The 22,131-nt window shown below is 70.3% G+C and carries 20 protein-coding genes and 1 riboswitch; of the genes, 11 read left to right on the plus strand and 9 right to left on the minus strand.

Annotated features, from left to right (window positions below):
- Positions 1 to 18: 18 nt before the first annotated feature.
- On the minus strand, positions 19 to 1,803 hold the full coding sequence (locus tag AC1DXV_RS00225; RefSeq protein WP_477865214.1) for a pectate lyase: 1,785 nt from the start codon (positions 1,801 to 1,803) through the stop codon (positions 19 to 21).
- A gap of 205 nt (positions 1,804 to 2,008) precedes the next feature.
- Positions 2,009 to 2,080, plus strand: a riboswitch (SAM riboswitch).
- A gap of 53 nt (positions 2,081 to 2,133) precedes the next feature.
- On the opposite strand from AC1DXV_RS00225, the gene metX reads away from it, so the two are divergent.
- Both metX and metW read left to right on the plus strand, forming a co-directional pair.
- A complete protein-coding gene (gene metX, locus AC1DXV_RS00230; RefSeq protein WP_477865213.1) occupies positions 2,134 to 3,282 on the plus strand; it encodes a homoserine O-succinyltransferase MetX in 1,149 nt (382 codons plus the stop codon).
- A complete protein-coding gene (gene metW / locus AC1DXV_RS00235; RefSeq protein WP_465111383.1) occupies positions 3,279 to 3,863 on the plus strand; it encodes a methionine biosynthesis protein MetW in 585 nt (194 codons plus the stop codon). Before metX ends, metW begins: the two co-directional genes overlap by 4 nt.
- 12 nt (positions 3,864 to 3,875) lie before the next feature.
- Here metW and AC1DXV_RS00240 read toward each other — a convergent pair whose 3' ends face one another.
- From AC1DXV_RS00240 to AC1DXV_RS00250, 3 genes are read right to left on the minus strand one after another with little or no spacing between them, the layout of a single operon-like run.
- Complete coding sequence (locus AC1DXV_RS00240; protein ID WP_477865212.1) at positions 3,876 to 4,463, minus strand: chalcone isomerase family protein; 588 nt, start codon at positions 4,461 to 4,463, stop codon at positions 3,876 to 3,878.
- Positions 4,464 to 4,512: 49 nt separating this feature from the next.
- Positions 4,513 to 5,634, minus strand: coding sequence for an S-adenosylmethionine:tRNA ribosyltransferase-isomerase (locus AC1DXV_RS00245; protein ID WP_477932050.1), 1,122 nt, complete (start codon positions 5,632 to 5,634; stop codon positions 4,513 to 4,515).
- Complete coding sequence (locus AC1DXV_RS00250; RefSeq protein ID WP_477865210.1) at positions 5,631 to 6,344, minus strand: SDR family NAD(P)-dependent oxidoreductase; 714 nt, start codon at positions 6,342 to 6,344, stop codon at positions 5,631 to 5,633. Before AC1DXV_RS00250 ends, AC1DXV_RS00245 begins: the two co-directional genes overlap by 4 nt.
- Before the next feature lie 110 nt (positions 6,345 to 6,454).
- Between AC1DXV_RS00250 and AC1DXV_RS00255 the strand changes: the two genes are divergently transcribed.
- Positions 6,455 to 7,060 carry a helix-turn-helix domain-containing protein gene (locus AC1DXV_RS00255; RefSeq protein ID WP_477865209.1) on the plus strand — a complete coding sequence of 202 codons (606 nt, stop codon included), beginning with the start codon at positions 6,455 to 6,457 and terminating at the stop codon, positions 7,058 to 7,060.
- Between the two features lie 81 nt (positions 7,061 to 7,141).
- Entirely contained in the window at positions 7,142 to 8,107 is a 966-nt protein-coding gene (locus tag AC1DXV_RS00260) for an MBL fold metallo-hydrolase (protein WP_477865208.1), read from the plus strand.
- Between the two features lie 11 nt (positions 8,108 to 8,118).
- Here AC1DXV_RS00260 and AC1DXV_RS00265 read toward each other — a convergent pair whose 3' ends face one another.
- A complete protein-coding gene (locus tag AC1DXV_RS00265; protein ID WP_477932052.1) occupies positions 8,119 to 8,889 on the minus strand; it encodes a DeoR/GlpR family DNA-binding transcription regulator in 771 nt (256 codons plus the stop codon).
- Positions 8,890 to 8,987: 98 nt separating this feature from the next.
- On the opposite strand from AC1DXV_RS00265, the gene AC1DXV_RS00270 reads away from it, so the two are divergent.
- On the plus strand, positions 8,988 to 10,166 hold the full coding sequence (locus tag AC1DXV_RS00270) for an MFS transporter (protein ID WP_477865206.1): 1,179 nt from the start codon (positions 8,988 to 8,990) through the stop codon (positions 10,164 to 10,166).
- Here the strand turns inward: AC1DXV_RS00270 and AC1DXV_RS00275 are convergent.
- Positions 10,093 to 10,791 carry a TetR family transcriptional regulator gene (locus AC1DXV_RS00275; RefSeq protein ID WP_477865205.1) on the minus strand — a complete coding sequence of 233 codons (699 nt, stop codon included), beginning with the start codon at positions 10,789 to 10,791 and terminating at the stop codon, positions 10,093 to 10,095. The two genes, AC1DXV_RS00270 and AC1DXV_RS00275, sit on opposite strands and share 74 nt — an antisense overlap.
- A 227-nt stretch (positions 10,792 to 11,018) precedes the next feature.
- On the opposite strand from AC1DXV_RS00275, the gene AC1DXV_RS00280 reads away from it, so the two are divergent.
- The 3 genes from AC1DXV_RS00280 to AC1DXV_RS00290 are packed head-to-tail and all read left to right on the plus strand — an operon-like array spanning position 11,019 to position 16,914.
- The gene (locus AC1DXV_RS00280; protein WP_477932091.1) at positions 11,019 to 12,296 is read left to right on the plus strand and encodes an efflux RND transporter periplasmic adaptor subunit; all 1,278 of its coding nucleotides are present in this window, start codon (positions 11,019 to 11,021) and stop codon (positions 12,294 to 12,296) included.
- A 39-nt stretch (positions 12,297 to 12,335) separates the two neighbouring features.
- Entirely contained in the window at positions 12,336 to 15,494 is a 3,159-nt protein-coding gene (locus AC1DXV_RS00285; protein ID WP_477866679.1) for an efflux RND transporter permease subunit, read from the plus strand.
- Entirely contained in the window at positions 15,487 to 16,914 is a 1,428-nt protein-coding gene (locus tag AC1DXV_RS00290) for an efflux transporter outer membrane subunit (RefSeq protein WP_477932054.1), read from the plus strand. Before AC1DXV_RS00285 ends, AC1DXV_RS00290 begins: the two co-directional genes overlap by 8 nt.
- Here AC1DXV_RS00290 and AC1DXV_RS00295 read toward each other — a convergent pair.
- The 3 genes from AC1DXV_RS00295 to AC1DXV_RS00305 all read right to left on the minus strand — a co-directional run bounded on the left by AC1DXV_RS00295 (position 16,911) and on the right by AC1DXV_RS00305 (position 18,423).
- On the minus strand, positions 16,911 to 17,204 hold the full coding sequence (locus AC1DXV_RS00295) for a type II toxin-antitoxin system RelE/ParE family toxin (RefSeq protein WP_477932055.1): 294 nt from the start codon (positions 17,202 to 17,204) through the stop codon (positions 16,911 to 16,913). The two genes, AC1DXV_RS00290 and AC1DXV_RS00295, sit on opposite strands and share 4 nt — an antisense overlap.
- Positions 17,201 to 17,425 (minus strand): addiction module protein, encoded by a 225-nt coding sequence (locus tag AC1DXV_RS00300; RefSeq protein ID WP_477866673.1) that lies wholly within the window; start codon positions 17,423 to 17,425, stop codon positions 17,201 to 17,203. Before AC1DXV_RS00300 ends, AC1DXV_RS00295 begins: the two co-directional genes overlap by 4 nt.
- 62 nt (positions 17,426 to 17,487) lie before the next feature.
- Positions 17,488 to 18,423: a DUF1993 family protein gene (locus tag AC1DXV_RS00305; protein ID WP_477932057.1), complete on the minus strand. Its 936-nt coding sequence runs from the start codon at positions 18,421 to 18,423 to the stop codon at positions 17,488 to 17,490.
- A 73-nt stretch (positions 18,424 to 18,496) separates the two neighbouring features.
- On the opposite strand from AC1DXV_RS00305, the gene AC1DXV_RS00310 reads away from it, so the two are divergent.
- Genes AC1DXV_RS00310 through AC1DXV_RS00320 form a run of 3 tightly spaced genes read left to right on the plus strand, consistent with a single transcriptional unit; the run spans position 18,497 to position 22,099 of the window.
- Entirely contained in the window at positions 18,497 to 20,539 is a 2,043-nt protein-coding gene (locus tag AC1DXV_RS00310) for a ferritin-like domain-containing protein (protein WP_477932059.1), read from the plus strand.
- A 6-nt stretch (positions 20,540 to 20,545) separates the two neighbouring features.
- Positions 20,546 to 21,550 carry an MBL fold metallo-hydrolase gene (locus tag AC1DXV_RS00315; protein ID WP_477870738.1) on the plus strand — a complete coding sequence of 335 codons (1,005 nt, stop codon included), beginning with the start codon at positions 20,546 to 20,548 and terminating at the stop codon, positions 21,548 to 21,550.
- A gap of 18 nt (positions 21,551 to 21,568) precedes the next feature.
- Positions 21,569 to 22,099, plus strand: coding sequence for an SRPBCC family protein (locus AC1DXV_RS00320; RefSeq protein ID WP_477870736.1), 531 nt, complete (start codon positions 21,569 to 21,571; stop codon positions 22,097 to 22,099).
- The last annotated feature ends 32 nt before the right edge of the window (positions 22,100 to 22,131 follow it).

The following is a 22,131-nucleotide window of genomic DNA, read 5'->3' on the forward strand; positions in this document are numbered from 1 at the left end:
CCGTCCGGATCCGTCGCCTCAGACCACCGGTGACACGAACGCGATCAGCCGCCCGATGCGCCGGATCACGTCCGCCGTCACGATGAACTGCGGCTTGTCGCGCTTCACGTAGGGCGCGATGTCCGGCGGGTTGTCGGCCGGGTATGGCGAGGTGTCGTAGATGTCGCCCACGTGCTTGCTGCGGTAGGCGGTGCCGGTGTACGGCGCCGCCGGCCCGTCGCCGCGGTACGGGTTCACCACCTCGGGCACCGGCGCCGTCCAGTAGTTCTTCGTGCCCAGGTCGGCCACCAGCGTGTCGACCTCGGTCTGCGGCACCACCGGCGTCGTCATCTTCGCGCCGGTGAACAGGTCGGGGAAATCGACCTCGCGGATGCCGAAGAACTTCGGCAGCGCCGTCGGCTGCGTCGCCTTCAGCGGCGAGCGCGCCACCAGCTCGGCCACCGCCGCGTCGCTCAGGCCGCTCAGGTCGTCGTAGCGCTTCTGCAGCCCGGCGATGTCGATCGAGCGGCCCGCCGAGTAGTGGCTCAGCGTGTTCGTCAGGTCCTTGTCGGCGAAGTAGGCGCCGTTGTGGATGTTCGAGCCGTAGCGGTGCACGTACAGCGACTCGTTGCTGTCGAGCTCGATGAAGGTGGCGTGCGTGCGGCCGTTCAGCAGCGCGTTGCGCTGGATCGCGTCGGCCGGCAGCGGCACCGTCTTCAGCCACGCGATGGCTTCGGGGATGCGCGCGAGGAACTTGCGGTCGCCGGTCAGCGTGAAGTAGTGGAACAGCTGCTGGATGTTGGTCTGCGTGGTGTGCGTGGCCAGCGAGCGCGGCTCGTAGGTGCGCGCCCCGGCGGCGGCGCCGGCCGGGCGGCCGTTCGTCTCGCGCGACAGGTGCTGCAGGCTCCAGCCGGCCTGCGGCCCGGGCTGCTGCATCGCGCGCATGCACTCCATCGCGCGCGTGATGTTGTCCAGCAGGTCGGTGCGGCCCAGCGCCAGCACGCACATCGTCAGGAACTTGATGTTCTCGCCCATCACGTCGTCGTTGAAGGTGACGTGCAGCGTGTAGTCGCCATCCTCCATGCCGGCGTGCACACCGGCCGGGATCTGCTCGGGGTTCGGCTGCGGCATGCTCACCTTCGATCCCGCGTAGTGCGGGAAGCGCTGCGGCCAGCCGCCATTGGCGATGCCGAGCTCGGCACCGAACTGCGCCTGTCTTATGAAATCGATTGCACGATTCAGCGGCGCTTCGAAGCGCGCGTCCTTCTTCTCGAGCCACATGCGCAGCATCAGCTGCGACGCGACGGCGGTGCCGGCGTCGTCGAAGGTGGCGTTGCCGTAGTAGTTCTGGAATTCCTCGAGGCGCCAGCCGTTCTTGCCGATGGTCTCGTACCAGTGCTTCAGCGATTCTTCACCGGCGAAATCGTGGATGTAGTTCCAGCCGCCCGAGGCATGCTGGGCCGCGACCACCGCGAGCGCGGTGCGCTCGGCCGCCTGGTAGAAGCGCTCGTCGCCGGTGGCGTGGTACGCGTCGAGGAACGCGTTGCCCACCGACGGCGTGCCGGGCGGCTGGATCCAGCACATCGTGCGCTTGGCCTCCATCTCGCCGAAGGTCTGCGTCAGGTCCGGCGAGTACGACCAGACATAGCCGCCGCGGTAGGACACCTCTTCATCCATGTAAGTCACGGCGCGTTTCAGCGCGTCGATGGCGATTCCCTGGGCGGTCGGCGGCGGGGGCGGCGCGGGCGGGTTGTCGTCTCCGCCACCGCAAGCGGCCAGCGCGACGGGGCTCAGCGTGGCCCCGAGAAAGGTACGTCGTTGCATGTTGTCTGCCTCCTGATGTTGTGGGATGACAATCGGTTTCATCGAATGTCATCAGTCATCGTACAACTGGCAAATCAACGATTTAATGGAGGTATCCCTGTCAGATTGCACACAAATTGATGCAAATTGCTCGCCTCACCCTCAAGAGATACGACGACGTAGCCAGTGGCATCGCACTGGGGGCGGCGGGGACCGGCGGCCTATACTTGCCGCCAGCGCTGATTTGTTCCGGCTTGCGGGCGCTTTAAAAAACCAGCTAAAGAATGGACGCACCCACCGGTGTCCCCATCTTGGCGGCGCCGGTTTTTCTTTTTCTGGGTGCGTGTCCACATGAGTTCGCTGGGTGATGTCCAACCGCAGGTGATGCAATTCACCGAGCCCTTGCCGCTGCGCAGCGGCGCCAGGCTGAGCGACTACACGCTCGTCTACGAGACCTACGGCACGCTGAACGCCGAGCGCAGCAATGCGGTGCTGGTGTGCCACGCGCTGAACGCCTCGCACCACGTCGCCGGCACGCATGCGGGCGAGCCGCGCAGCGAGGGCTGGTGGGACAACCTGATCGGCCCGGGCAAGCCGCTCGACACCGACCGCTTCTTCGTGATCGGCATCAACAACCCCGGCTCCTGCTTCGGCTCGACCGGCCCGATGCACGTCGACCCGGCGACCGGCCGCGTCTATGGCGCCGATTTCCCGGTCGTCACGGTGGAAGACTGGGTCGATGCGCAGGCCCGGCTGCTCGACCGCCTGGGCATCGCCCAGCTGGCCGCGGTGCTCGGCGGCAGCCTGGGCGGCATGCAGGCGCTGAGCTGGTCGCTGCGCCACCCGGATCGGCTGCGCCACTGCATCGCGGTGGCCACCGCGCCGAACCTGTCGGCGCAGAACATCGCGTTCAACGAGGTCGCGCGGCGCGCGATCGTCACCGACCCCGAGTTCCACGGCGGCCACTACTACGGCTACCGCGTGGTGCCCAAGCGCGGGCTGCGCGTGGCGCGGATGATCGGCCACATCACCTACCTGAGCGACGACGCGATGGAGGCCAAGTTCGGCCGCGGCCTGAAGAGCGGCGCGCCCGGCTACAGCACGCAGGACATCGAGTTCGAGATCGAGAGCTACCTGCGCCACCAGGGCGACAAGTTCAGCGAGTACTTCGATGCCAACACCTACCTGCTGATCACGCGCGCACTCGACTACTTCGACCCGGCGCGCGAGCACGCCGGCGACCTGGCGGCGGCCTTCGCCGGCGCGCGCTGCAAGTTCCAGCTGGTGAGCTTCACGACCGACTGGCGCTTCTCGCCGGAGCGCTCGCGCGAGATCGTGCGCGCGCTGCTCGACAACCGCCTGGACGTGAGCTACGCCGAGATCGACGCGCCGCACGGGCACGACGCGTTCCTGCTCGACGACGCGCGGTACCACGGCGTGCTGCGGGCGCGCTTCGACAACATCGCCAAGGAATTCACCGCCGTGGGAGCCGTGGCATGAGCGACAGGAAGGACATCGAACTCATCGCCGAGATGGTGCCGAAGGGCTCGCGCGTGCTCGACCTCGGCTGCGGCAACGGCGAGCTGCTCGCCCACCTGCGCGATCACCGCCAGTGCAGCGGCTACGGCATCGAGATCTCGGACGCCAACGTGCTGTCGTGCACGCAGCGCGGCGTCAACGTGATCCAGCTGAACCTCGAGGAGGGCCTCTCGATGTTCGAGGACCGCAGCTTCGACGTCGTGCTGCAGCTCGACACGCTGCAGCACCTGCGCAACACCGAGCGCATGCTGCTCGAGACGGCGCGCGTCGGCCGCGTGGGCATCGTCAGCTTCCCGAATTTCGCGCACTGGGCGAACCGGCTGCGCATCGCGAGCGGGCGCATGCCGGTCACGAAGGCGCTGCCCTACGAGTGGTACGACACGCCGAACATCCGGGTCGGCACGTACGCGGATTTCGAGGTGCTGGCGCGCAAGAGCGGGCTGCAGATCCTCGATTCGTTCGGCATCCAGAACGGCGCGGTGCGCCGGCGCCGGCCGAACCTGACCGCGAGCGTCGCGGTGTTCAAGTTCGAGAAGACCTGAAGAGCGCCAGCCTTATTCCTTGTCGCGCCCCAGCAGCGCCGCCTTCAGCAGGTGGTCGGCCGGCGCGTCGCCGACCCAGATCTTCAGCACCATCGCGAAGAACTCGGCGTCGCCCACTGGCTCGCCCTGCGGCTGGCCCATGATGTAGAAGGTGGTGCCCTTGCCGGGCACGAACTCCATCGCGAAAGTCTCGCCGGCGGCCATCTTCGAGCGGCCGGAGAAGATCTCGATCAGCCGCGTCGCCGACAGCGTGTGCTTCTGCACCAGCTCCTTCGGCGAGTTCTCCGACATGCCCTTGATGAACAGCCGGCCCAGGTCGGTGCCCGGCAGGTCGCGCAGCGCGGTGAACTGCAGCCGCTTCGGGCCGGCCAGCGCCAGCAGTTCTTCAGGCGTGCCAACCTTCCTGCTGGTGTACAGCCCCAGGTCGTAGACCTTGAAGATCGCCTTGAAGCGCGTGCCCGCGCCGTTCAGCAGCAGCGGCGTGCCCTGCACCTGCAGCATCGGCTCGAACTTGGTCGTCGTCGAAGCGGCCTGGGCGGCCCCGGCGATCAAGGCCAGCCCGAGCGTCAGGGCGGCAGCGGTAGTGCGAATCGCGGTCATGCGTCTCCTCGGAACCATCTGTTTGTTGGGTGGCGCCGATTATTCGGGCTTATGCCGGCCGCAACAAGCCGGCGAACCCGGACCGTTCGATGGATCGCACGATCGTTCGTGAACCCTGGCGCGGTGATCTTTGGGGGCGGCGGGCGTTTTCGATCAGCACCGAATCGCCGAACTCGTGCGTGCGGTAGCCGTGCGCCGCCAGCGCCGCATCGGCACGGCGCAGCACCGACGCATCGACGAAGGCCTGCAACAGCGCATGGTGGCTGCTGCCCGGCTCGTGCGTGCCGCTGACGATCGCATCAACCACCTGCAACCGGCTGGCCGGCCCGAGCCGCTGGTTCGCCAGGCCCTCGCCGGCGCGCAGCGGCCCGGCCTGCGCGGCGTGCTCCAGCGCCCGCGTGACGGTGGTGCCGAGCGCGACGACGCGCCCGCCGCAGCGCCGCGTGTCGGCGATGGCCTGCACGGTCGCGGCCGGCAGGTGGTAGGGCTCGTCGAACGGCAGCCGCGCATCGAGCGCCGCATCGCCGGTCGACGAGAGGCCGGCTGCGTGCGTCAGCGTCGCGAAGCCGATCGCCCGTTCGCGCAGCGCGTGCAGCAGCTGCCAGTCGAGCAGGAAGCCGGCCGACGGCGGCTCGAACGCGACCGGCAGCGCCGCGACACGCGTCCACACGTCCCACAGCGCGAGCGGCTGCGGCACGTGGGCGTACTGGATCGGCCGGCCGTGGCGTGCGATGCCGGCCCAGATGGCATCGGCGTCGCCATCGAAACGCAACTCGATGAGCCGCGCATGGCCGAGCAGGCGCACGACCTTGGCCTGCAGCGGGCCGAGCTGCAGCCTGTCACCGGGGTGCAGGGCCGGCGGCGCAGGGCGGTCTTCGGTGCGCGTGCGGAAGTCGCCCGCACCGAAGACGACCGCGGTGAAGGACTGCACCGCGTCGACCCGCAGCGAAGCGCGCCCCGCCAGCCGCACCTCGATCGGCTCGCCGGTGGGCCCGTGCGTGCCGTGCAGGCTGGCCGGCAGCGTCGCCGCATCGTTGGCCACCAGCAGGTCGCCGGGGCGCAGCCACTGGGCGAGCCGCGTGCGCTCGGCATGGTGCAACTCGCCGTGGCGGTCGATCACCAGCAGGCGCGCGCCGCGCGGGCGCTGGGTCGGGAGGTGGGCGGCCTTCATGCGGCCTCCGCGTGGGCGACGGTGTTGGCGATCAGCGCGACGATGGTCCGCGCGGCATCGGCCGGCCGCTGCAGCGTCGCCGGGTCGGCATCGGGCACGGCCAGCGCATGCAGCGGCGTGTCCATGTCGCCGGGGTCGACCGAGAACACGCGCACGCCGTGCTCGCGCAGCTCGGCATCCCAGATGCGGCTCAGGTGGTGCAGCGCCGCCTTGCTGGCCCCGTAGGCGCCCCAGCCGGGATAGGGCGTGACAGCAGCGTCACTGCTGATGTTGATCACCAGCGAGGGCGCTCCGGTGCGCGCCGACGCCGCCAGTGCCCCAAGCAGCGCCTTGCCGAGACGGAACGGGCCGAGCAGGTTGGTGGCGAGCGCAGCCTCCAGGTCCTCGCACTCGGTGTCGGCCAGCAGCGCGAGCGGCACCGGGCCGAGGCTCGACGCGTTGTTGACCAGCACGTCCAGCCCGCCGAGCGCGGCACCGACCTGCAGCGCGATCGGATGGATGTCGTCGCGGCGCGCGATGTCGCCGACGATGCCGTGCGTGCCGGGCAGGTCCTGCGCGAGCCGGCGCACGCGGGCCGCATCGCGGGCGATGAAGGCGACGCGCGCGCCGCGCGCCGACAGCGCCTGCACCAGCGCGAGGCCGAGGCCCGAGGTGCCGCCGGTGATCGCCACGCGCAGGCCGGCCAGCGGATCGTCTCGAAGGGTGTTCATCAGGAAGCTCCTTGAAGTGATGGAGCCACGATAGGGATCGCCCGGCGCGCCGCCCAGCACGCGGTCCGCTGTGTTGGCGAAGCGTCCGTTCCGTCGACAATGCGCGCCTGATGAGCGAGCCCGCCGCCCCCTCCAGCGCTCCCCCCAGCGCCACCGCCAGCCACCTGGCCCGCAACCTGCTGAGCCTGCGCCATGCGCGCGGGCTGACGCAGGACGCCCTCGCGAAATCGGCCGCGCTGCCGCGCTCGACGATCGCGACGCTCGAGTCCGGCGACGGCAACCCGTCGCTGTCGGTGCTGGTGAAGGTGGCCGGCGCGCTCGGCGTGCCGATCGACGAGCTGCTCGCATCGCCGCGCGCGATGGTGCGCCACTGGCCGGCCAACGAGATCGCGCTGCGCAGCCGCCCGGCCGGCAAGGGGCGCGGCGTCACGCTGCGCGTGCTGGTGCCCGAATCGGTGCCCGACGAGATGATGGAGGTGATGGACTTCGAACCCGGCGCGGTGATGGGCGGCACGCCGCACCTGCCGGGCACGCGCGAGTTCTTCACCTGCCTGGACGGGCGCGTGAACCTGATGGTGGCCGGCGAGCGCTACACGCTGGTCGAGGGCGAGGTGCTGGCCTTCCCCGGCAACCTGCCGCACTCGTACCAGAACGCCGATGCGCTCGAACCTGCGCGCGGCATCTCGCTGGTCGTCCTCGCGAAAGCCGGCGTGTAGGAAGGCGGCCCTCTGCGCTGTGGGGAATGCGACCCGCCCCTATGCTTGCGCCCGCAATTCCGCACCCAGAGGAGAAATCGAATGACATCCAAGACATCCTGGATTCGCAACGGCCTGGCCGCGCTGGTCGGCTCGCTGGTCCTCGCCACCGCTGCGCACGCCGGCGCGCCGCAGCTCAAGACGCAAGCCCCCGGCTTCTACCGGATGATGCTCGGCGACATCGAGGTGACCGCCCTGTTCGACGGCACGCTCGACCTGCAGCCCAAGCAGCTGCTGACCAACACGACGCAGAAGGAGGTCGGCAAGCTGCTCGACAAGTCGTTCCAGAAGGATACCGTGCAGACCTCGGTCAACGGCTACCTGATCAACACCGGCAGCAAGCTGGTGCTGGTCGACACCGGTGCCGCCGGCCTGTTCGGCCCGACGGCCGGCAACCTGCTGGCCAACCTGAAGGCCTCCGGCTACCAGCCCGAGCAGGTCGACGAGATCTACGTCACCCACATGCACCCCGACCACGTCGGCGGCCTGCTGGCCGATGGCAAGCCGGCGTTCCCGAACGCCATCGTGCGTGCCGACCAGCATGACGCCGACTTCTGGCTGAGCCAGGCCACAATGGAGAAGGCCCCGAAGGAGGTGCAAGGCTTCTTCCAGGGCGCGATGGCCTCGCTGAACCCGTACGTCGCCGCCGGCAAGTTCAAGCCGTTCGACGGCGAGGCCGAGCTGGTGCCGGGCGTGCGCTCGTTCGCCGCGCGCGGCCACACGCCGGGCCACTCGATCTACGCGGTCGAGTCGAAGGGCCAGAAGCTGGTGCTGTGGGGCGACCTGATGCACGTGGCCGCGGTGCAGTTCCCGCAGCCGCAGGTCACGATCTCGTTCGACAACGATTCGAAGCCGGCCGCGATCCAGCGCAAGAAGGCGTATGCCGATGCGGCCAAGGGCGGCTTCCTGGTGGCGGGTGCCCACCTGCCGTTCCCGGGCATCGGGCACATCCGCGCCGAAGGGCGTGGGTATGTGTGGGTGCCGGTGGACTACCAGCAAATTCGTTGAAGACCCGCTGATCAGTCGGGTGCCACGTGCACCCGCACCCCCAGCGCCTGGACCTCGGGCCAGGCGCGGTCGCTGACCAGCGTGTGCACCTCGCGCCACTGCCCGACGGCGAACGGCGACACGTTGTTCTGCTTCGAATGATCGGCCAGCACCATCGTGCGGGCCGCGGCGCCGATCATCGCGCGCTTGGTCGCCGCGTCGGCCTCGTCGGTGACGGTGATGCCCATCGCGAGGTCGACCGAGCAGGCCCCCGGCACCGCCCAGTCGGCCCGGCACTGCTGCAGCATCTCGCGCGCCGCCGGCCCCCACAGCGCGCGCGCCTGCGTGTGCCAGGTGCCGCCGGTCAGTACCAGCTGCACGCCGGGGTCGCGGTCGAACAGCGCCGCCACGTCGAGCGAGTTCGTGATCACCGTGACCGGCCGCACCGTCAGCGCGCGCGCCAGGCTCAGCGAGGTCGARCCGGCATCGATGATCACCGTCTGGCCCGGCTCGATCAGCGCGGCACCGGCCCGGCCGATCGCCTGCTTCGCATCCGCCATCACGTCGGCACGCCCCGCGAAATCGAGCCGCGCCGTGTCGAGCGACACCGCGCCGCCATGCGTCTTGTGCAGCGCGCCCTGCGCCTGCAGGTCGAGCAGGTCGCGGCGGATCGTGTGCTCGGAGACGCCCATCATCCGAGCAAGGTCGAGCACCTCGACGCGCCCCTTCTCCTGCAGCAGCTTCAGCGTGCGCGCCCGGCGTTCTTCGCCGAACCAGGGAGGGGCAGGTGTCTTGCGGACCATCGTGGCGCGAATTCTAGCTTGCCCGGCCTCGCTGATTGCTCTAATATGCTCGAACTTGATCGATTTCGCTCAAGCATGCCCACGCCTTCGGAGCCGCCATGTCTTCCTCCCCCTCCGCCTCGCGCGCCGAGCACATCGCGATGGCCGCCGTGTTCTTCGCCAACGGCGCCGGCTTCGCGAGCTGGGTCTCGCGCATCCCCGCGGTGCGCGACGCGCTGAGCCTGAGCGAAGGCCAGCTCGGCATGGCGCTGCTGGCGATGGGGGCCGGCGCGCTGGCGTCGTTCCAGCTCGCGGGCCGCGGCATCGGCCAGCTCGGCGCGCGCGGGCTGACGCTCGCCACCGGCTTCGTCTACTGCTTCCTGCTGCCGCACCCGGTGCTGGTCGGCTCGCTGCTGCCGCTCGCCCTCACGCTGTTCCTGCTCGGCGCGGCCAACGGCGCGATGGATGTCGCGATGAACGCGCTGGCGGTCGAGGTCGAGGCGCGCCGCGGCAAGCCCATCATGTCGGGCCTGCACGGGCTGTGGAGCGCCGGCGGCCTGTGCGGCGCGGCGCTCGGCGGCACGATGGCGCACCACGACATCGCGCCGGGGCTGCACATCGGCGTGGTCGCGGCCGTGCTGGCGGGGGTGCTGCTGGTGGCGATGCGCTGGCTGCAGTCCGCGCCGCCGAAGCCGGCCGAGCCGGCGCCGCATTTCGCGCTGCCCGAGCCGGGCATGGGAGGTCTCGGCGCGATCGTGTTCTGCGCGTTCCTGATCGAAGGCGGCATGGCCGACTGGAGCGCGGTCTACGTGAAGGACGGCCTCGGCCTGAGCGCGGCGCTCGGCGCCTTCGGCTATGCCGCGTTCGCCTGCGCGATGATGGCCTTGCGGCTGGCCGGCGACCGGTTGATGGCGGTGTGGCGCGCCTCCACGCTGCTGCGCGCCGGCAATGCCGTGGCCGCCCTGCTGCTCGCCACGGCCCTGCTGCTGCAGCACCCCGGGCTGACGCTCGCGGCCTTCGTCGCCGTCGGGCTCGGCGTCGCGACGGTCGCGCCGCTGGTCTTCGGCACCGCCGCCCGTCGCGCGCGCCGCGGCCCGGGCCAGGGCATCGCGGCGATGGCCACGCTCGGCTACGGCGGCTTCCTGCTCGGGCCGCCGCTGATCGGCTGGCTCGCGCAGCTGACGAGCCTGCGCTTCGCGCTGCTGGTGCTGGCCGGCCTGGCCGCTACGATCGCGTTGCTCGCCCAGCACCTCGACGAGCCCCGGCCGGTGCCGGCGACGAACCCGGCACGGGCGTGATGGTCGGTGGCACCGGCGCCATGCCCGCCAGATAGCCTTCGAGCACCTGCCGGCCGACCCGCACCAGGTCGAACGAGTCCGGCTCCAGCAGCCAGGTGCGGATCAGCCCGTCGATCAGCGCATGCAGGCCGATCGCCACCGTGCGGGCCGGCGCGCGCAGCACGATCTGGCCGCGCTGCACCGCCCGCTTCAGCGCGCTCTCGACGCGTTCCAGCATCTCGTTGTGCACCTGGCGGTGCCGCTCCCACACCTTGTCGAGCTCGTCGACGTACTCGACCTTGTGGGACGCGATGTCGAACACCCGGCGCACCTGCGGGTCGTGCACCGTCTTGCGCAGGGCATCGACAAAGCTTTCCAGAATGTGATCCACTGGCGCGTCCAACTGCGGGTCGTCGCTCGCGTGCACCATCTGCTCCATCGGCAGCGTCACGCGCAGCATCATCGCGTTGAAGAGGTCGCCCTTGTCCTTGAAGTGCCAGTAGATGGCGCCGCGGGTCAGGCCGGCCGCGAGTGCGATGTCGTTGAGCGACGTGCGCGACACGCCACGCTCCTGGAACACCAGCTCGGCGGTGTCCAGGATGTGGCTGCGGGTGGCCAGGGCCTCTTCTTTCGTTCGTCGCGCCATCGCGTGGCGACTCCTCGGTGATCGGTGCCGGTAAGCACTCGGTAAGTGCGCTGCCGCTACCTTGCAGGTAAATGGGACGTTTACATTCAATCGTGTATGTATACTAACCCGCATCGTCGACCAGTCCGGCCGGGTTTTCCACCCGGCCTTGCGCTTTGTCGGCTTTCCCCCAGCTCATCAGGCGCCCGCGGCGGGCGCAGCATCCGGAAGGGATTTGCATGTCTGCGTTGAAGAACGTCGCGGCGGAAAGTGCTGCTGTTGTTTCCCAAATCCGAGGTACGCGAGGCGCGTTGAAAGCGCTGCCGCTGGCGGTCGTCATCGCGCTGCTCGCGGCCTGCGGGGCCAAGGACGGCGCGGCCGGTGGCGGCGCTGCTGCTGCAGCGGGCGGTGCCGGTGCGCCGCCGCCGCCCGAGGTGGGGGTCGTGACGGTGGCGCCGCGCGAGGTCGGGCTCGTGACCGAGCTGCCGGGCCGGCTCGAGGCCTCGCGCGTCGCGCAGGTGCGGGCCCGCGCGGCCGGCATCCTGCTGAAGCGGCTGTTCCGCGAAGGCAGCGACGTGAAGGCCGGCCAGGCCTTGTTCCAGATCGATTCCGCGCCCTACGTCGCGAGCCAGCAGAGCGCCCAGGCGGCACTCGCCCGCGCGCAGGCCAACCTGACGCAGGCCACCGCGCAGGCCGAGCGCTTCAAGCCGCTGATCGAGGCGAACGCGATCAGCAAGCAGGACTTCGTCAACGCGGTGGCCGCGCAGAAGTCGGCCGAGGCCGATGTCGCGTCGGCCCGCGCCGCGCTGCAGACCGCGCAGATCAACCTTGGCTACGCCGCCGTCACGTCGCCGATCGCCGGCCGCATCGGCCGCGCGCTGGTGACTGAGGGCGCGCTGGTCGGCCAGGGCGAAGCGACCCAGCTGGCCGTGGTGCAGCAGATCAACCCGATGTACGTGAACTTCACGCAATCGACCACCGAGACGCTGAAGCTGCGCAAGGCGCTCGAGGCCGGCAAGCTCAAGCGCGCGGCCGGCGGCGACGCCGCGATCGTGCGCATCGTGCTGGAAGACGGCACCGAGTACGCCAAGCCCGGCAAGCTGCTGTTCTCCGACCTGACGGTCGATGCGACCTCGGGCCAGATCACGCTGCGCGCCGAGGTGCCGAACGCCGATGGCCTGCTGCTGCCCGGCATGTACGTGCGCGTGCGGCTCGAGCAGGCGCAGGTCGACGGCGCGATCGCGCTGCCGCAGCAGGCCGTCACGCGCAGCAACCAGGGCGACACGGTGATGGTGGTCGGCGCCGACGGCAAGGTCGCGCCGCGCCCGATCAAGATCGGCTCGGCCGCGCAGGACGGCCAGTGGCTCGTCACCGACGGCCTGAAGCCCGGCGAACAGGTGATGGTCGACGGCTTCCAGAAGCTGCGCGGCCCGGGCCCGGTGAAGCCGGTGCCGTGGCAGCCCCGCGCGGCGTCGGCCGCAGCATCGGCAGCGCCCGCCCCCGCGTCCGCCGCCTCCGGCAGCTGAGCCCGGACCCCCAAAGACAGAACCAGCGAGCCTTCCCCCATGGCCAAGTTCTTCATCGATCGCCCCATCTTCGCGTGGGTGATCGCGCTGTTCATCATCGTGCTCGGCAGCGTCGCGATCACGCAGCTGCCGATCTCGCAGTACCCGCCGGTCGCACCGCCCTCCATCGTCGTGTCGGCCACCTACCCCGGTGCCTCGGCGCAGACGCTCGAGGACAGCGTGATCAGCGTCATCGAGCAGGAAATGAACGGCTCGCCCGGCCTGCTCTACATGGAGTCGGTCAGCCAGGCCAACGGCACCGGCTCGATCACGATCAGCTTCGAGCCCGGCACCAACCCGGACCTGGCGCAGGTCGACGTGCAGAACCGGCTGAGCCGCGCCGCGCCGCGCCTGCCGTCGGCCGTCACGCAGCAGGGCGTGCGGGTCGACAAGGCGCGCTCGAACTTCCTGCTGTTCACGATCCTCTCGTCCGACAACCCGGCCTACGACCCGATCGCGCTCGGCGACTACGCGTCGCGCACCGTGCTGCCCGAGATCCAGCGCATTCCCGGCGTCGGCCAGGCCCAGCTGTTCGGCACCGAGCGCGCGATGCGGGTCTGGATCGACCCGGCCAAGCTGGTCGGCTTCAACCTGTCGGCCGCCGACGTCGCCACCGCGATCCGCACGCAGAACGCGCAGGTCTCGTCCGGCACCATCGGCGACCTGCCGAACCTGCCGGGCCAGTCGATCTTCGCGACCGTGGTCGTCAACGGCCAGCTCAGCAACGTCGAGCAGTTCGGCAACATCGTGCTGCGCGCGAACGCCGACGGCTCCACGGTGCGCCTGAAAGACGTCGCCCGCATCGAGCTCGGCGCGCAGACCTACGCCACCTCGGCGCGCCTGAACGGCAAGCCGTCGACCGGCATCGGCGTGCAGCTCTCGCCGAGCGGCAATGCGCTCGCCACCGCGACCGCCATCCGCAAGCGCATGGACGAGCTCTCGCGCTACTTCCCGCAGGGCGTCAAGTACAGCGTGCCGTACGACAGCTCGCGCTTCGTGAAGATCTCGATCTCGCAGGTGGTGGAGACGCTGCTCGAAGCGGTCGCGCTGGTGTTCGTCGTGATGTACCTGTTCCTGCAGAACTGGCGCTACACGGTGATCCCGACGCTGGTCGTGCCGATCGCGCTGCTGGGCACCTTCGGCGCGCTGCTCGGGCTCGGCTTCTCGATCAACGTGCTGACGATGTTCGGCATGGTGCTGGTGATCGGCATCGTGGTCGACGATGCGATCGTCGTGGTCGAGAACGTCGAACGCATCATGAGCGAGGAGGGGCTGTCGCCACGCGAGGCCACCCGCAAGGCGATGGACCAGATCTCCGGCGCGATCATCGGCGTGACGGTGGTGCTGATCTCGGTGTTCGTGCCGCTCGCGTTCTTCGCCGGCTCGATCGGCAACATCTACCGCCAGTTCTCGGCGGTGATGGTGGCGTCGATCGCGCTGTCGGCCTTCATGGCGTTGTCGCTCACGCCGGCGCTGTGCGCGACGCTGCTGAAGCCGGTCGAGGCCGGCCACCACCACGAGAAGACCGGCTTCTTCGGCTGGTTCAACCGCGGCTTCGCGCGCACCGCGAAGGGCTACGAAGGCTGGGTCGCGAAGATCCTGAAACGCGCCGGCCGCTTCCTGATCATCTACGCGGCGATCATCGCCGCGGTGGGCTGGACCTTCTCGCGCCTGCCGGCGTCGTTCCTGCCGGCCGAGGACCAGGGCTACATCATCGTCAACGTGCAGCTGCCGCCGGGTGCCACCGTGAACCGCACGGTCGAGGTGATGCAGCAGGTCGAGGGCTTCATCCTGAAGCAGCCGGAAGTGCAGAGCATGGTCGGCGTGCTGGGCTTCAGCTTCTCGGGCCAGGGCCAGAACGCCGGCCTCGCCTTCGTGACGCTGAAGGACTGGGACGAACGCAAGGGCGCGCAGCATTCGGCGCAGGCGCTGGCAGGCCGCGCGTTCGGCGCGCTGATGGGCGTGCGCGATGCGTTCATCTTCCCGCTCAGCCCACCGCCGATTCCCGAGCTGGGCTCCTCGTCGGGCTTCGCCTTCCGGCTGCAGGACCGCGGCGGCAACGGCCATGCGGCGCTGCTGGCGGCACGCAACCAGCTGCTGGGCCTCACCGGCCAGAGCAAGATCGTCGCGGGCGTGCGCCCCGACGGCCTGGAAGACGCGTCGCAGCTGCAGATCGACATCGACCGCGACAAGGCGAACGCGCTGGGCGTGAGCTTCGACTCGATCAACTCGACCCTCTCGACCGCGCTCGGATCGGCCTACATCAACGACTTCCCGAACGCCGGCCGCCTGCAGCGCGTGGTGGTGCAGGCCGATGCGCCGGCACGCATGCAGCCGGACGACCTGCTGCGCCTGAACGCCTTGAACAGCAAGGCCCAGCCGGTGCCGCTGTCGGCGTTCGCGACGACGCGCTGGATCAGCGGCCCGGTGCAGACCATCCGCTACAACGGCTACCCGACGATGCGGCTGGCGGGCGATGCCGCGCCCGGCCGCAGCACCGGCGAGGCGATGGCCGAGATGGAGCGGCTCGCGGGCCAGCTGCCGCCGGGCTTCGCGTTCGAGTGGACCGGCCAGTCGCGCGAGGAGAAGCTGTCGGGCTCGACCGCGTTCATCCTGCTCGGCTTCTCGCTGCTCGCGGTGTTCCTGTGCCTGGCGGCGCTGTACGAGAGCTGGTCGATCCCGCTGTCGGTGATCCTGGTGGTGCCGCTCGGCGTGCTCGGTGTCGTGCTGGCGGCCACCTTCCGCGGGCTGGAGAACGACATCTACTTCAAGGTCGGCCTGATCACGGTGATCGGCCTGAGCGCGAAGAACGCGGTGCTGATCATCGAGTTCGCGAAGGACCTGCATGCGCAGGGCAAGGGGGTGGTCGAATCGGTGCTGGAGGCGGCGCACCTGCGCTTCCGGCCGATCCTGATGACCTCGATGGCCTTCATCCTCGGCGTGCTGCCGCTGGTGGTGGCGTCGGGCGCGGGCTCGGCGAGCCAGCGCGCGATCGGCACCGGCGTGATGGGCGGCATGTTCACCGCGACGCTGCTGGCAGTGTTCTTCGTGCCGGTGTTCTTCGTCGTGGTGCGCCGCATCTTCAAGGGCAGCGAGCGGCAGCGCCGCATGTACGCGCATGAACTGAATGGCGCGCCGAAGGATGGTTCCCATGAGTGATTTCCGAAGCCCCCGGCCGCTGCACGGCCCGGCCCCTGCCCTGGCCTTGATCGCCAGCGCCCTGCTCGCGGCCGGCTGCACGATGATCCCGACCTACGAGCGCCCGCCGGCGCCGGTGCCCGGCTCGTTCGCCGGCGAGGCGACGACCCCGCGCCCCGGCCCGAAGGCGAGCGACGTCGAATGGCAGAGCTACTTCGCCGACGAGCGCCTGAAGCGGCTGATCGAGCTCGCGCTGAGGAACAACCGCGACCTGCGCGTCGCGGTGCTCAACATCGAGCAGGTGCGCGCGGCCTACCAGATCAGGCGCGCCGACGAATGGCCGACGGTCAACGCGGCCGCGAGCGGCCTGCGCCAGACGGCCGGGCCCGACACCATCACCAGCACCTACAGCGTGGGCCTGGCGGTCTCGTCGTACGAGCTCGACCTGTTCGGCCGGGTGCGCAGCCTGAGCCAGGCGGCGCTCGCGCAGTACCTGGCCACCGAGGAGACGCGCAAGGCGGTGCAGATCAGCCTGATCGCGTCGGTCGCCAACGGGTACTTCAACCTGCTGGCCGACGACGAGCTGCTCGAGGTGACGAAGCAGACGCTGAAGACGCGCGAGGATTCGCAGAAGCTCACGCGGCTGAAGTTCGACAACGGCGCGAGCTCGGAGCTCGACCTGCGGCAGGCCGAATCGCTGCTCGAGGCGGCCCGCGTGTCGCTCGCGCAGCAGACGCGCCAGCGCGCGCTGGACGAGAACGCGCTGGTGCTGCTGCTCGGGCAGGCGCTGCCGGACGACCTGCCGGCGGGCGTGCCGCTGGTGGCCGACCAGGTGCTGCCGGAGGTGCCGGCCGGCCTGCCATCGGACCTGCTGAACCGCCGGCCCGACGTGCGCGCGGCCGAGCAGCAGCTGATCGCGGCCAACGCCAACATCGGCGCGGCGCGCGCGGCGTTCTTCCCGCGCATCACGCTGACCGGGCTGGTCGGCTCGGTGAGCAACGAGCTGTCGGGGCTGTTCAAGAGCGGCTCGTTCGGCTGGAGCTTCCAGCCGCAGGCGACGCTGCCGATCTTCGACGCGGGGCGCAACAAGGCCAACCTCGACAGCGTGAAGGTGGGCCGCGAGATCGCGCTGGCGCAGTACGAGAAGGCGATCCAGACCGCGTTCCGCGAGGTCTCGGATTCGCTGGCCGGCCGCGCGACGCTCGGCGAGCAGGCGCGGGCGCAGCGTGCGCAGGCCGATGCCGAGCAGGCGCGCTACCGCCTGGCCGACCTGCGCTACCGCAACGGCGCGGCGAGCTACCTCGACGTGCTGGATGCGCAGCGCTCGCTGTTCACCGCGCAGCAGGCGGTGGTGCAGGTGCAGGCGCTGCAGGCGCAGAACCTGGTGACGCTGTACAAGGCGCTGGGTGGGGGGTGGAAGGACGCGGGGGCGGCGAATTAAGCCCGACCCCGCCAGTAGCGGGGCCTTCGGTGGTGATGTCCGACCACGAGCACTTCGATTCGCTCGGATGTGACGCGGTACACGATCGAATACGGAAAGCGGCGCAGGGGATGGATGCGAAGCCCTTGCGCCGCCAGCGTACCGAGATGTGGGTTGGACACCAGCAGCCTGGCAAGACGTTCGAATTCGGCGACGAACGCCTCTGCCAGTGCTCGGCCGCCTCGCTGCCTGTAGAACTCCAGGGCGCTCGCCAACTCCTGCTCGGCGGCCGGCAGGACGACATAGCTCACCGCAGACTGGCCCTCAGACGGGCCACGACCTCGTCGCCGGCCGCAAAGCCGACGGTGCCATCGGCAACCTGGGCTTCGCGACGCTGGGCCTCTTCGATCCAGGATTCCTGAATGTCCGGATCGGCGTCCAGGCTGGCAATCAGCCGCTCGAGCAGGCGCGACCGGTCATCCGGCGACAGGGACAGGACTTCTGCTTCCAGTACTTCAATGCGGGTAGGCATGACGAATCTCCGCGGCGCATGACGATGAGCGGCACAGCTTGCCACAGATGGCGGCTGCGGGTTCATGAACGAGAGCCGTTGCGCTCGCCATCCCTGTCCTTGATCGCCGTCGCCTGCGACCACACCACCTGCCAGCGCCCATCGATCCGCTCGTACGCATCGATGTGCCAGCACCGGAACGGCGAGTCCGGTTCGAAGGCCAGCATGGCCTGGTAGCGCAGCACCGCGCTGTCGGCCTGCAGGCGGACGTCGATCGCACCGGGCTCCCAGCGCAGGTAGCGAAGCTCGCCACGCTCGATCCTGCCGAGGTACTCGTCGCGGGTGAACGCGCGGCCGGCCGGCGTGACCAGTTGGAACTGCGGCGCATGCAGGTGCCGGGCGAGCAGCATGTCGCCGTCGACCAGCGCGCGCAGCCGCGAACGCTCGATCTCGCGGAGTTCTTCGGCACGGCGCTCTTCGGTCGCCCCGGCGCCGTCGCTGCCGGCCGGCGGATAGGCATGCAGGCCGTCGAAATCCGCCTTGCCGATCGGCACGCCCCGGCTGCGCAGGATCGCGTACGCAGTCGTCAGATGGAAGAAGAAGTTCGGCAGCGCGTAGAGCTGCAGGAACTCGGTGGCCGGCAGGCGCACCAGCGCATCGCCGGCGCGGCTCTCCAGCGTGCGGGACTCGGCGCCGTCGAACCGCTCCTGCGGCAGCTCGCGCACCATCGCCGTCACGCGATCGACCAGCGCACGCAGCCCGTCGAAACCAGCGCCGGGTTCGTCCGGCGAAGGAACCGGCAAGCCGGCGAGCGGATGGCAGGCGCGCAACGCGAAGTTCGCCGCGATGACGACCTGCGTCGCGAACGGGTTCATGTCGTCGGCCAGCCGGGCGCCGAGCAGGCGTTCGGCGCCCGGCCCGGGCGCGTGGGCCTGCGCCAGGTCGAGCCAGCGGCGCAGCCGTTCCAGGTAGCGCAGGAAGACAGGCACCGAGGCCTGCCAGAGCGGAGGTGGGTTCATCGCACGAGCGTAGCAGTCGGGCTCTCGCGCCCCGCCCTTGCATCGCGGCGCCCTCCCCGGCATGCTGCCGGCCATGACCCCTGCCTCCCACCGCGCCCAGCTCGTCGGCATGCTCGCCGAGGCCGCCGAGATCGAGCACTGCCTGATGTGCACCTACCTCTATGCGGCGTTCTCGCTGAAGCAGCACGCCGACGAGGGGCTCGAGCCCGACGAACTCGCCGCGGTGCAGCGCTGGCGCCGCGAGATCATCGCGATCGCCACCGACGAGATGCTGCACCTGGCGCTGGCCAACAACATCGCGGTCGCGATCGGCGCCCGCCCGCATTACCGGCGCTTCAATTTCCCGATCGCGGCGGGGCTGTTCCCGGCCGACATCGCGGTCGAGCTCGCGCCGTTCGACGAGGCCACGCTCGACCACTTCGTCTACCTCGAGCGGCCGGCCGACGTGGCCGAGCGCGACGGCACCCGCTACGAGAAGACCAGCTACCACCGCCGCGCCGTCGCCGGCCGGCTGTCGATGCTGCCGGACGACTACACCACCGTCGGCGAGCTGTACGAATCGATCGCCGAGAGCTGCGAGCTGCTGGTGCAGCACGGCGGCGAGGCGAAGGTGTTCATCGGGCCGCGCGCGGCGCAGCTGGCCACGCAGGATTTCCGCCTGCCCGGGCTGATGACCGTCGGCACGCTGGCCGAGGCGCGCCAGGCCGTCGAGTTCATCGTGCACCAGGGCGAAGGCTCGCGCGAGAACAAGAGCGGCTCGCACTACGCGCGCTTCTGCGCCATCCGCAGCGAATGGCAGGGGCTGAAGGCGCGCCGCCCGGGCTTCGAGCCGGCCCGCCCGGCGGCGCGCAACCCGGTGATGCGCAACCCGGTCGTCGCCGGGCTGCGGGTGCACGTCACCGCCGAGCCGGCCGCCGCGCTGCTCGACGTCGCCAACGTCTGCTACGAGCTGATGCTGCGCCTGCTGTCGGCGCTCGCCGACGTGACGCCGCGCTCCGAGACCGCCACCGCGCGCCGGCGCGAGATGGCCGACCAGACGCTCGCGCTGATGCACATGCTCGGCGACATGGGCAGCGCGCTGTCGGCGATGCCGGCCAGCGACAAGCACCCCGGTGTCAATGCCGGCATGACCTTCACCGCGTCCCGCACCGTGCTGACCTACCTGTCGGTCGAGACCGCGACGCTGGTGCTGGCCGAGCGCTGCGGTTGCGTCGCCGACCGGCTCACCGCGATGGCCGCACAGCCCGGCGCGCAGCCGTGGCTCGCGCGGCATGCGCAGGCGATGCGGCGCTTCTCGAACTACTGGTCGGCCGACCACGACGCACACTGGCCGGCCATCGCGGGCCCGGCGGCACCCGCTGCACCCGCTGCACCCGCTGCACCCGCTGCACCCGCTGCACCCGCGGTAGCCCCGCCGCCCGTCATCGCTGCACCGCCTGCGCCGGCCGCCCCCCGTCCGGCCCCGAAGCCGCCCGACGAAGCCCGCGGCCGTGACGTGCTGCTGCGCTTCGACACGCAGCGCTGCATCCACGCGCGGCACTGCGTGCTCGGCGAGCCCGAGGTCTTCCTCGCGAACACGCCCGGCGACTGGCTCTACCCCGACCAGGCGACGCCCGAGCGCATCGCGATCGTCGCCCACACCTGCCCGTCCGGCGCGGTCACCTACGAGCGCCTGGATGGCGGCCCGGCCGAGGCGGCACCGCTCGTCAACACCGTGCGGCTGCGCGAGAACGGCCCGCTCGCCTTCCATGCCGAGATGGCGCTGGCGGCCCCGCCGAACGGCGGCTCCTCGCTGCGCGCCACGCTGTGCCGCTGCGGCCAGTCGGCCAACAAGCCGTTCTGCGACGGCGCGCACAACGCCGCCGGTTTCAAGGCGAGCGGCGAGCCGCCGACGCGCGAATCGCAGCCGCTCGCGGCACGCAACGGCACGCTGCGCGTCGAGCCGCTGCGCAACGGGCCGCTGGAGGTCAGCGGCAACCTGGAGCTGTGCGCCGGCACCGGCCGCACCGTCGACCGCCTCACCAGCACCCGGCTGTGCCGCTGCGGCCAGTCGCAGAACAAGCCGTTCTGCGACAACTCGCATGCGGTGGTGGGCTTCGTGGCCGACGGCGTCTGACGGCCGATGGCGTTCCAGAACAACTACGCCGGCTTCGAACCGAAAAGCCTGGCCGACGTGCTGCGCTGGCGCTGGGCAGCGCACCGCAGCGGCGTGCCGCGGCCGCCACGCGGGCCGATCCCCAGCATGGCGCCGGACCTCGCGTTCCTGCAGGCCAACGCGCGCGCCGGTGCGGCGATGCGACCCGCCGTCACCTGGATCGGCCACGCCACCGTGCTGGCCCAACTGGGCGGCCTGAATGTGCTGACCGACCCGGTGTTCTCCGAGCGCGCGTCGCCGCTGCCGTTCGCCGGGCCGAAACGCCACCTGCCGCCCGGCGTCGGGCTCGCCGAGCTGCCGCACATCGACCTCGTGCTGGCCTCGCACAACCACTACGACCACCTCGACGCCGCCTCGGTCGATGCGCTGCAGCGCCAGCCGGGCGGCCCGCCGCTGTTCGTCGTGCCGCTGGGCGTGAAGGCCTGGCTCGCCGGGCGCGGCATCGCGAACGCGGTCGAGCTGAACTGGTGGACCTCGCACACGGTGCCGGCACCGGCCGGCCCGGTCGAGGTGACGCTGGTGCCGGCCCAGCACTGGTCGGGCCGCGGCCTCGCCGACCGGATGAAGACGCTGTGGGGCGGCTTCGCGGTGTTCGCGCCCGACTGCCACCTGTTCTACGCCGGCGACACCGCGTATTCGCGCGACTTCATCGACATCCAGGCGCGCTTCGCCGAGCGCCAGTCCGCGGCGAACGGCGGCGGCTTCGACATCGCGCTGCTGCCGATCGGCGCCTACGAGCCGCGCTGGTTCATGGCGCCGCAGCATGTCGACGTCGAGGAGGCGATCCGCATCCACCGCGACCTGCGCGCCAAGCGCTCGCTGGGCGTGCACTGGGGCACCTTCCAGCTGTCCGACGAAGCGCTCGACGATCCGCCGCAGGCGCTGCTGGAGCAGCGCCGGCTGCAGGCGCTGTCCGATGAAGAATTCTTCGTGCTGGCGATCGGCGAGACGCGACAATTCCCGCCTCGCTGAGTTTGCAGAGGATCTGCCATGTGGATGACCATCGCCCTCGTCGTGCTGCTGCTGATCGCCGCGGTGCTGCTGTTCGCGACGACCCGGCCCGACACCTTCCGCGTCGAGCGCTCGCTCGCGATCAAGGCGCCGCCCGACCGGATCTTCCCGCTGCTCGACGACTTCCACCGCTGGCCCGAGTGGTCGCCCTGGGAGAAGCTCGACCCGGCGATGGTGCGCACGCACAGCGGCCCGCCGCGCGGCGTCGGCGCCGTCTACGAATGGCGCGGCAATGCGAAGGTCGGCCAGGGCCGCATGGAGATCATGCAGAGCACGCCGGCCGCGGCGCTGGCGATCAAGCTCGATTTCATCAAGCCCTTCGAAGGCCACAACGTCGCCGAATTCACGCTGAAGCCGCAGGACGACGCGACGCTCGTGCACTGGGCGATGCACGGCCCGACGCCCTACGTGTCGAAGCTGATGGGCCTGTTCATGAGCATGGACACGCTGATCGGGCGCGATTTCGAGGCCGGGCTCGCGAACCTGAAGGCGGCGGCCGAGCAGGCGTAGCGCGCGTCCGCAACGAATGAATCAATCGGGGC

The sequence above is a fragment of the Rhizobacter sp. P3_C12 genome (assembly GCF_056402735.1).

Excerpts from the sequence above, each read along its gene's own strand:
- metX (WP_477865213.1), top strand. The coding sequence starts at position 2,134 with ATGAGTTCGCTGGGTGATGTCCAACCGCAGGTGATGCAATTCACCGAG.
- AC1DXV_RS00225 (WP_477865214.1), bottom strand. The coding sequence starts at position 1,803 with ATGCAACGACGTACCTTTCTCGGGGCCACGCTGAGCCCCGTCGCGCTG.
- AC1DXV_RS00240 (WP_477865212.1), bottom strand. The coding sequence starts at position 4,463 with ATGACCGCGATTCGCACTACCGCTGCCGCCCTGACGCTCGGGCTGGCC.
- AC1DXV_RS00310 (WP_477932059.1), top strand. The coding sequence starts at position 18,497 with ATGACCCCTGCCTCCCACCGCGCCCAGCTCGTCGGCATGCTCGCCGAG.
- AC1DXV_RS00305 (WP_477932057.1), bottom strand. The coding sequence starts at position 18,423 with ATGAACCCACCTCCGCTCTGGCAGGCCTCGGTGCCTGTCTTCCTGCGC.
- AC1DXV_RS00250 (WP_477865210.1), bottom strand. The coding sequence starts at position 6,344 with ATGAACACCCTTCGAGACGATCCGCTGGCCGGCCTGCGCGTGGCGATC.
- metW (WP_465111383.1), top strand. The coding sequence starts at position 3,279 with ATGAGCGACAGGAAGGACATCGAACTCATCGCCGAGATGGTGCCGAAG.
- AC1DXV_RS00255 (WP_477865209.1), top strand. The coding sequence starts at position 6,455 with ATGAGCGAGCCCGCCGCCCCCTCCAGCGCTCCCCCCAGCGCCACCGCC.
- AC1DXV_RS00300 (WP_477866673.1), bottom strand. The coding sequence starts at position 17,425 with ATGCCTACCCGCATTGAAGTACTGGAAGCAGAAGTCCTGTCCCTGTCG.
- AC1DXV_RS00245 (WP_477932050.1), bottom strand. The coding sequence starts at position 5,634 with ATGAAGGCCGCCCACCTCCCGACCCAGCGCCCGCGCGGCGCGCGCCTG.
- AC1DXV_RS00270 (WP_477865206.1), top strand. The coding sequence starts at position 8,988 with ATGTCTTCCTCCCCCTCCGCCTCGCGCGCCGAGCACATCGCGATGGCC.
- AC1DXV_RS00260 (WP_477865208.1), top strand. The coding sequence starts at position 7,142 with ATGACATCCAAGACATCCTGGATTCGCAACGGCCTGGCCGCGCTGGTC.
- AC1DXV_RS00275 (WP_477865205.1), bottom strand. The coding sequence starts at position 10,791 with ATGGCGCGACGAACGAAAGAAGAGGCCCTGGCCACCCGCAGCCACATC.
- AC1DXV_RS00290 (WP_477932054.1), top strand. The coding sequence starts at position 15,487 with ATGAGTGATTTCCGAAGCCCCCGGCCGCTGCACGGCCCGGCCCCTGCC.
- AC1DXV_RS00315 (WP_477870738.1), top strand. The coding sequence starts at position 20,546 with ATGGCGTTCCAGAACAACTACGCCGGCTTCGAACCGAAAAGCCTGGCC.
- AC1DXV_RS00320 (WP_477870736.1), top strand. The coding sequence starts at position 21,569 with ATGTGGATGACCATCGCCCTCGTCGTGCTGCTGCTGATCGCCGCGGTG.
- AC1DXV_RS00285 (WP_477866679.1), top strand. The coding sequence starts at position 12,336 with ATGGCCAAGTTCTTCATCGATCGCCCCATCTTCGCGTGGGTGATCGCG.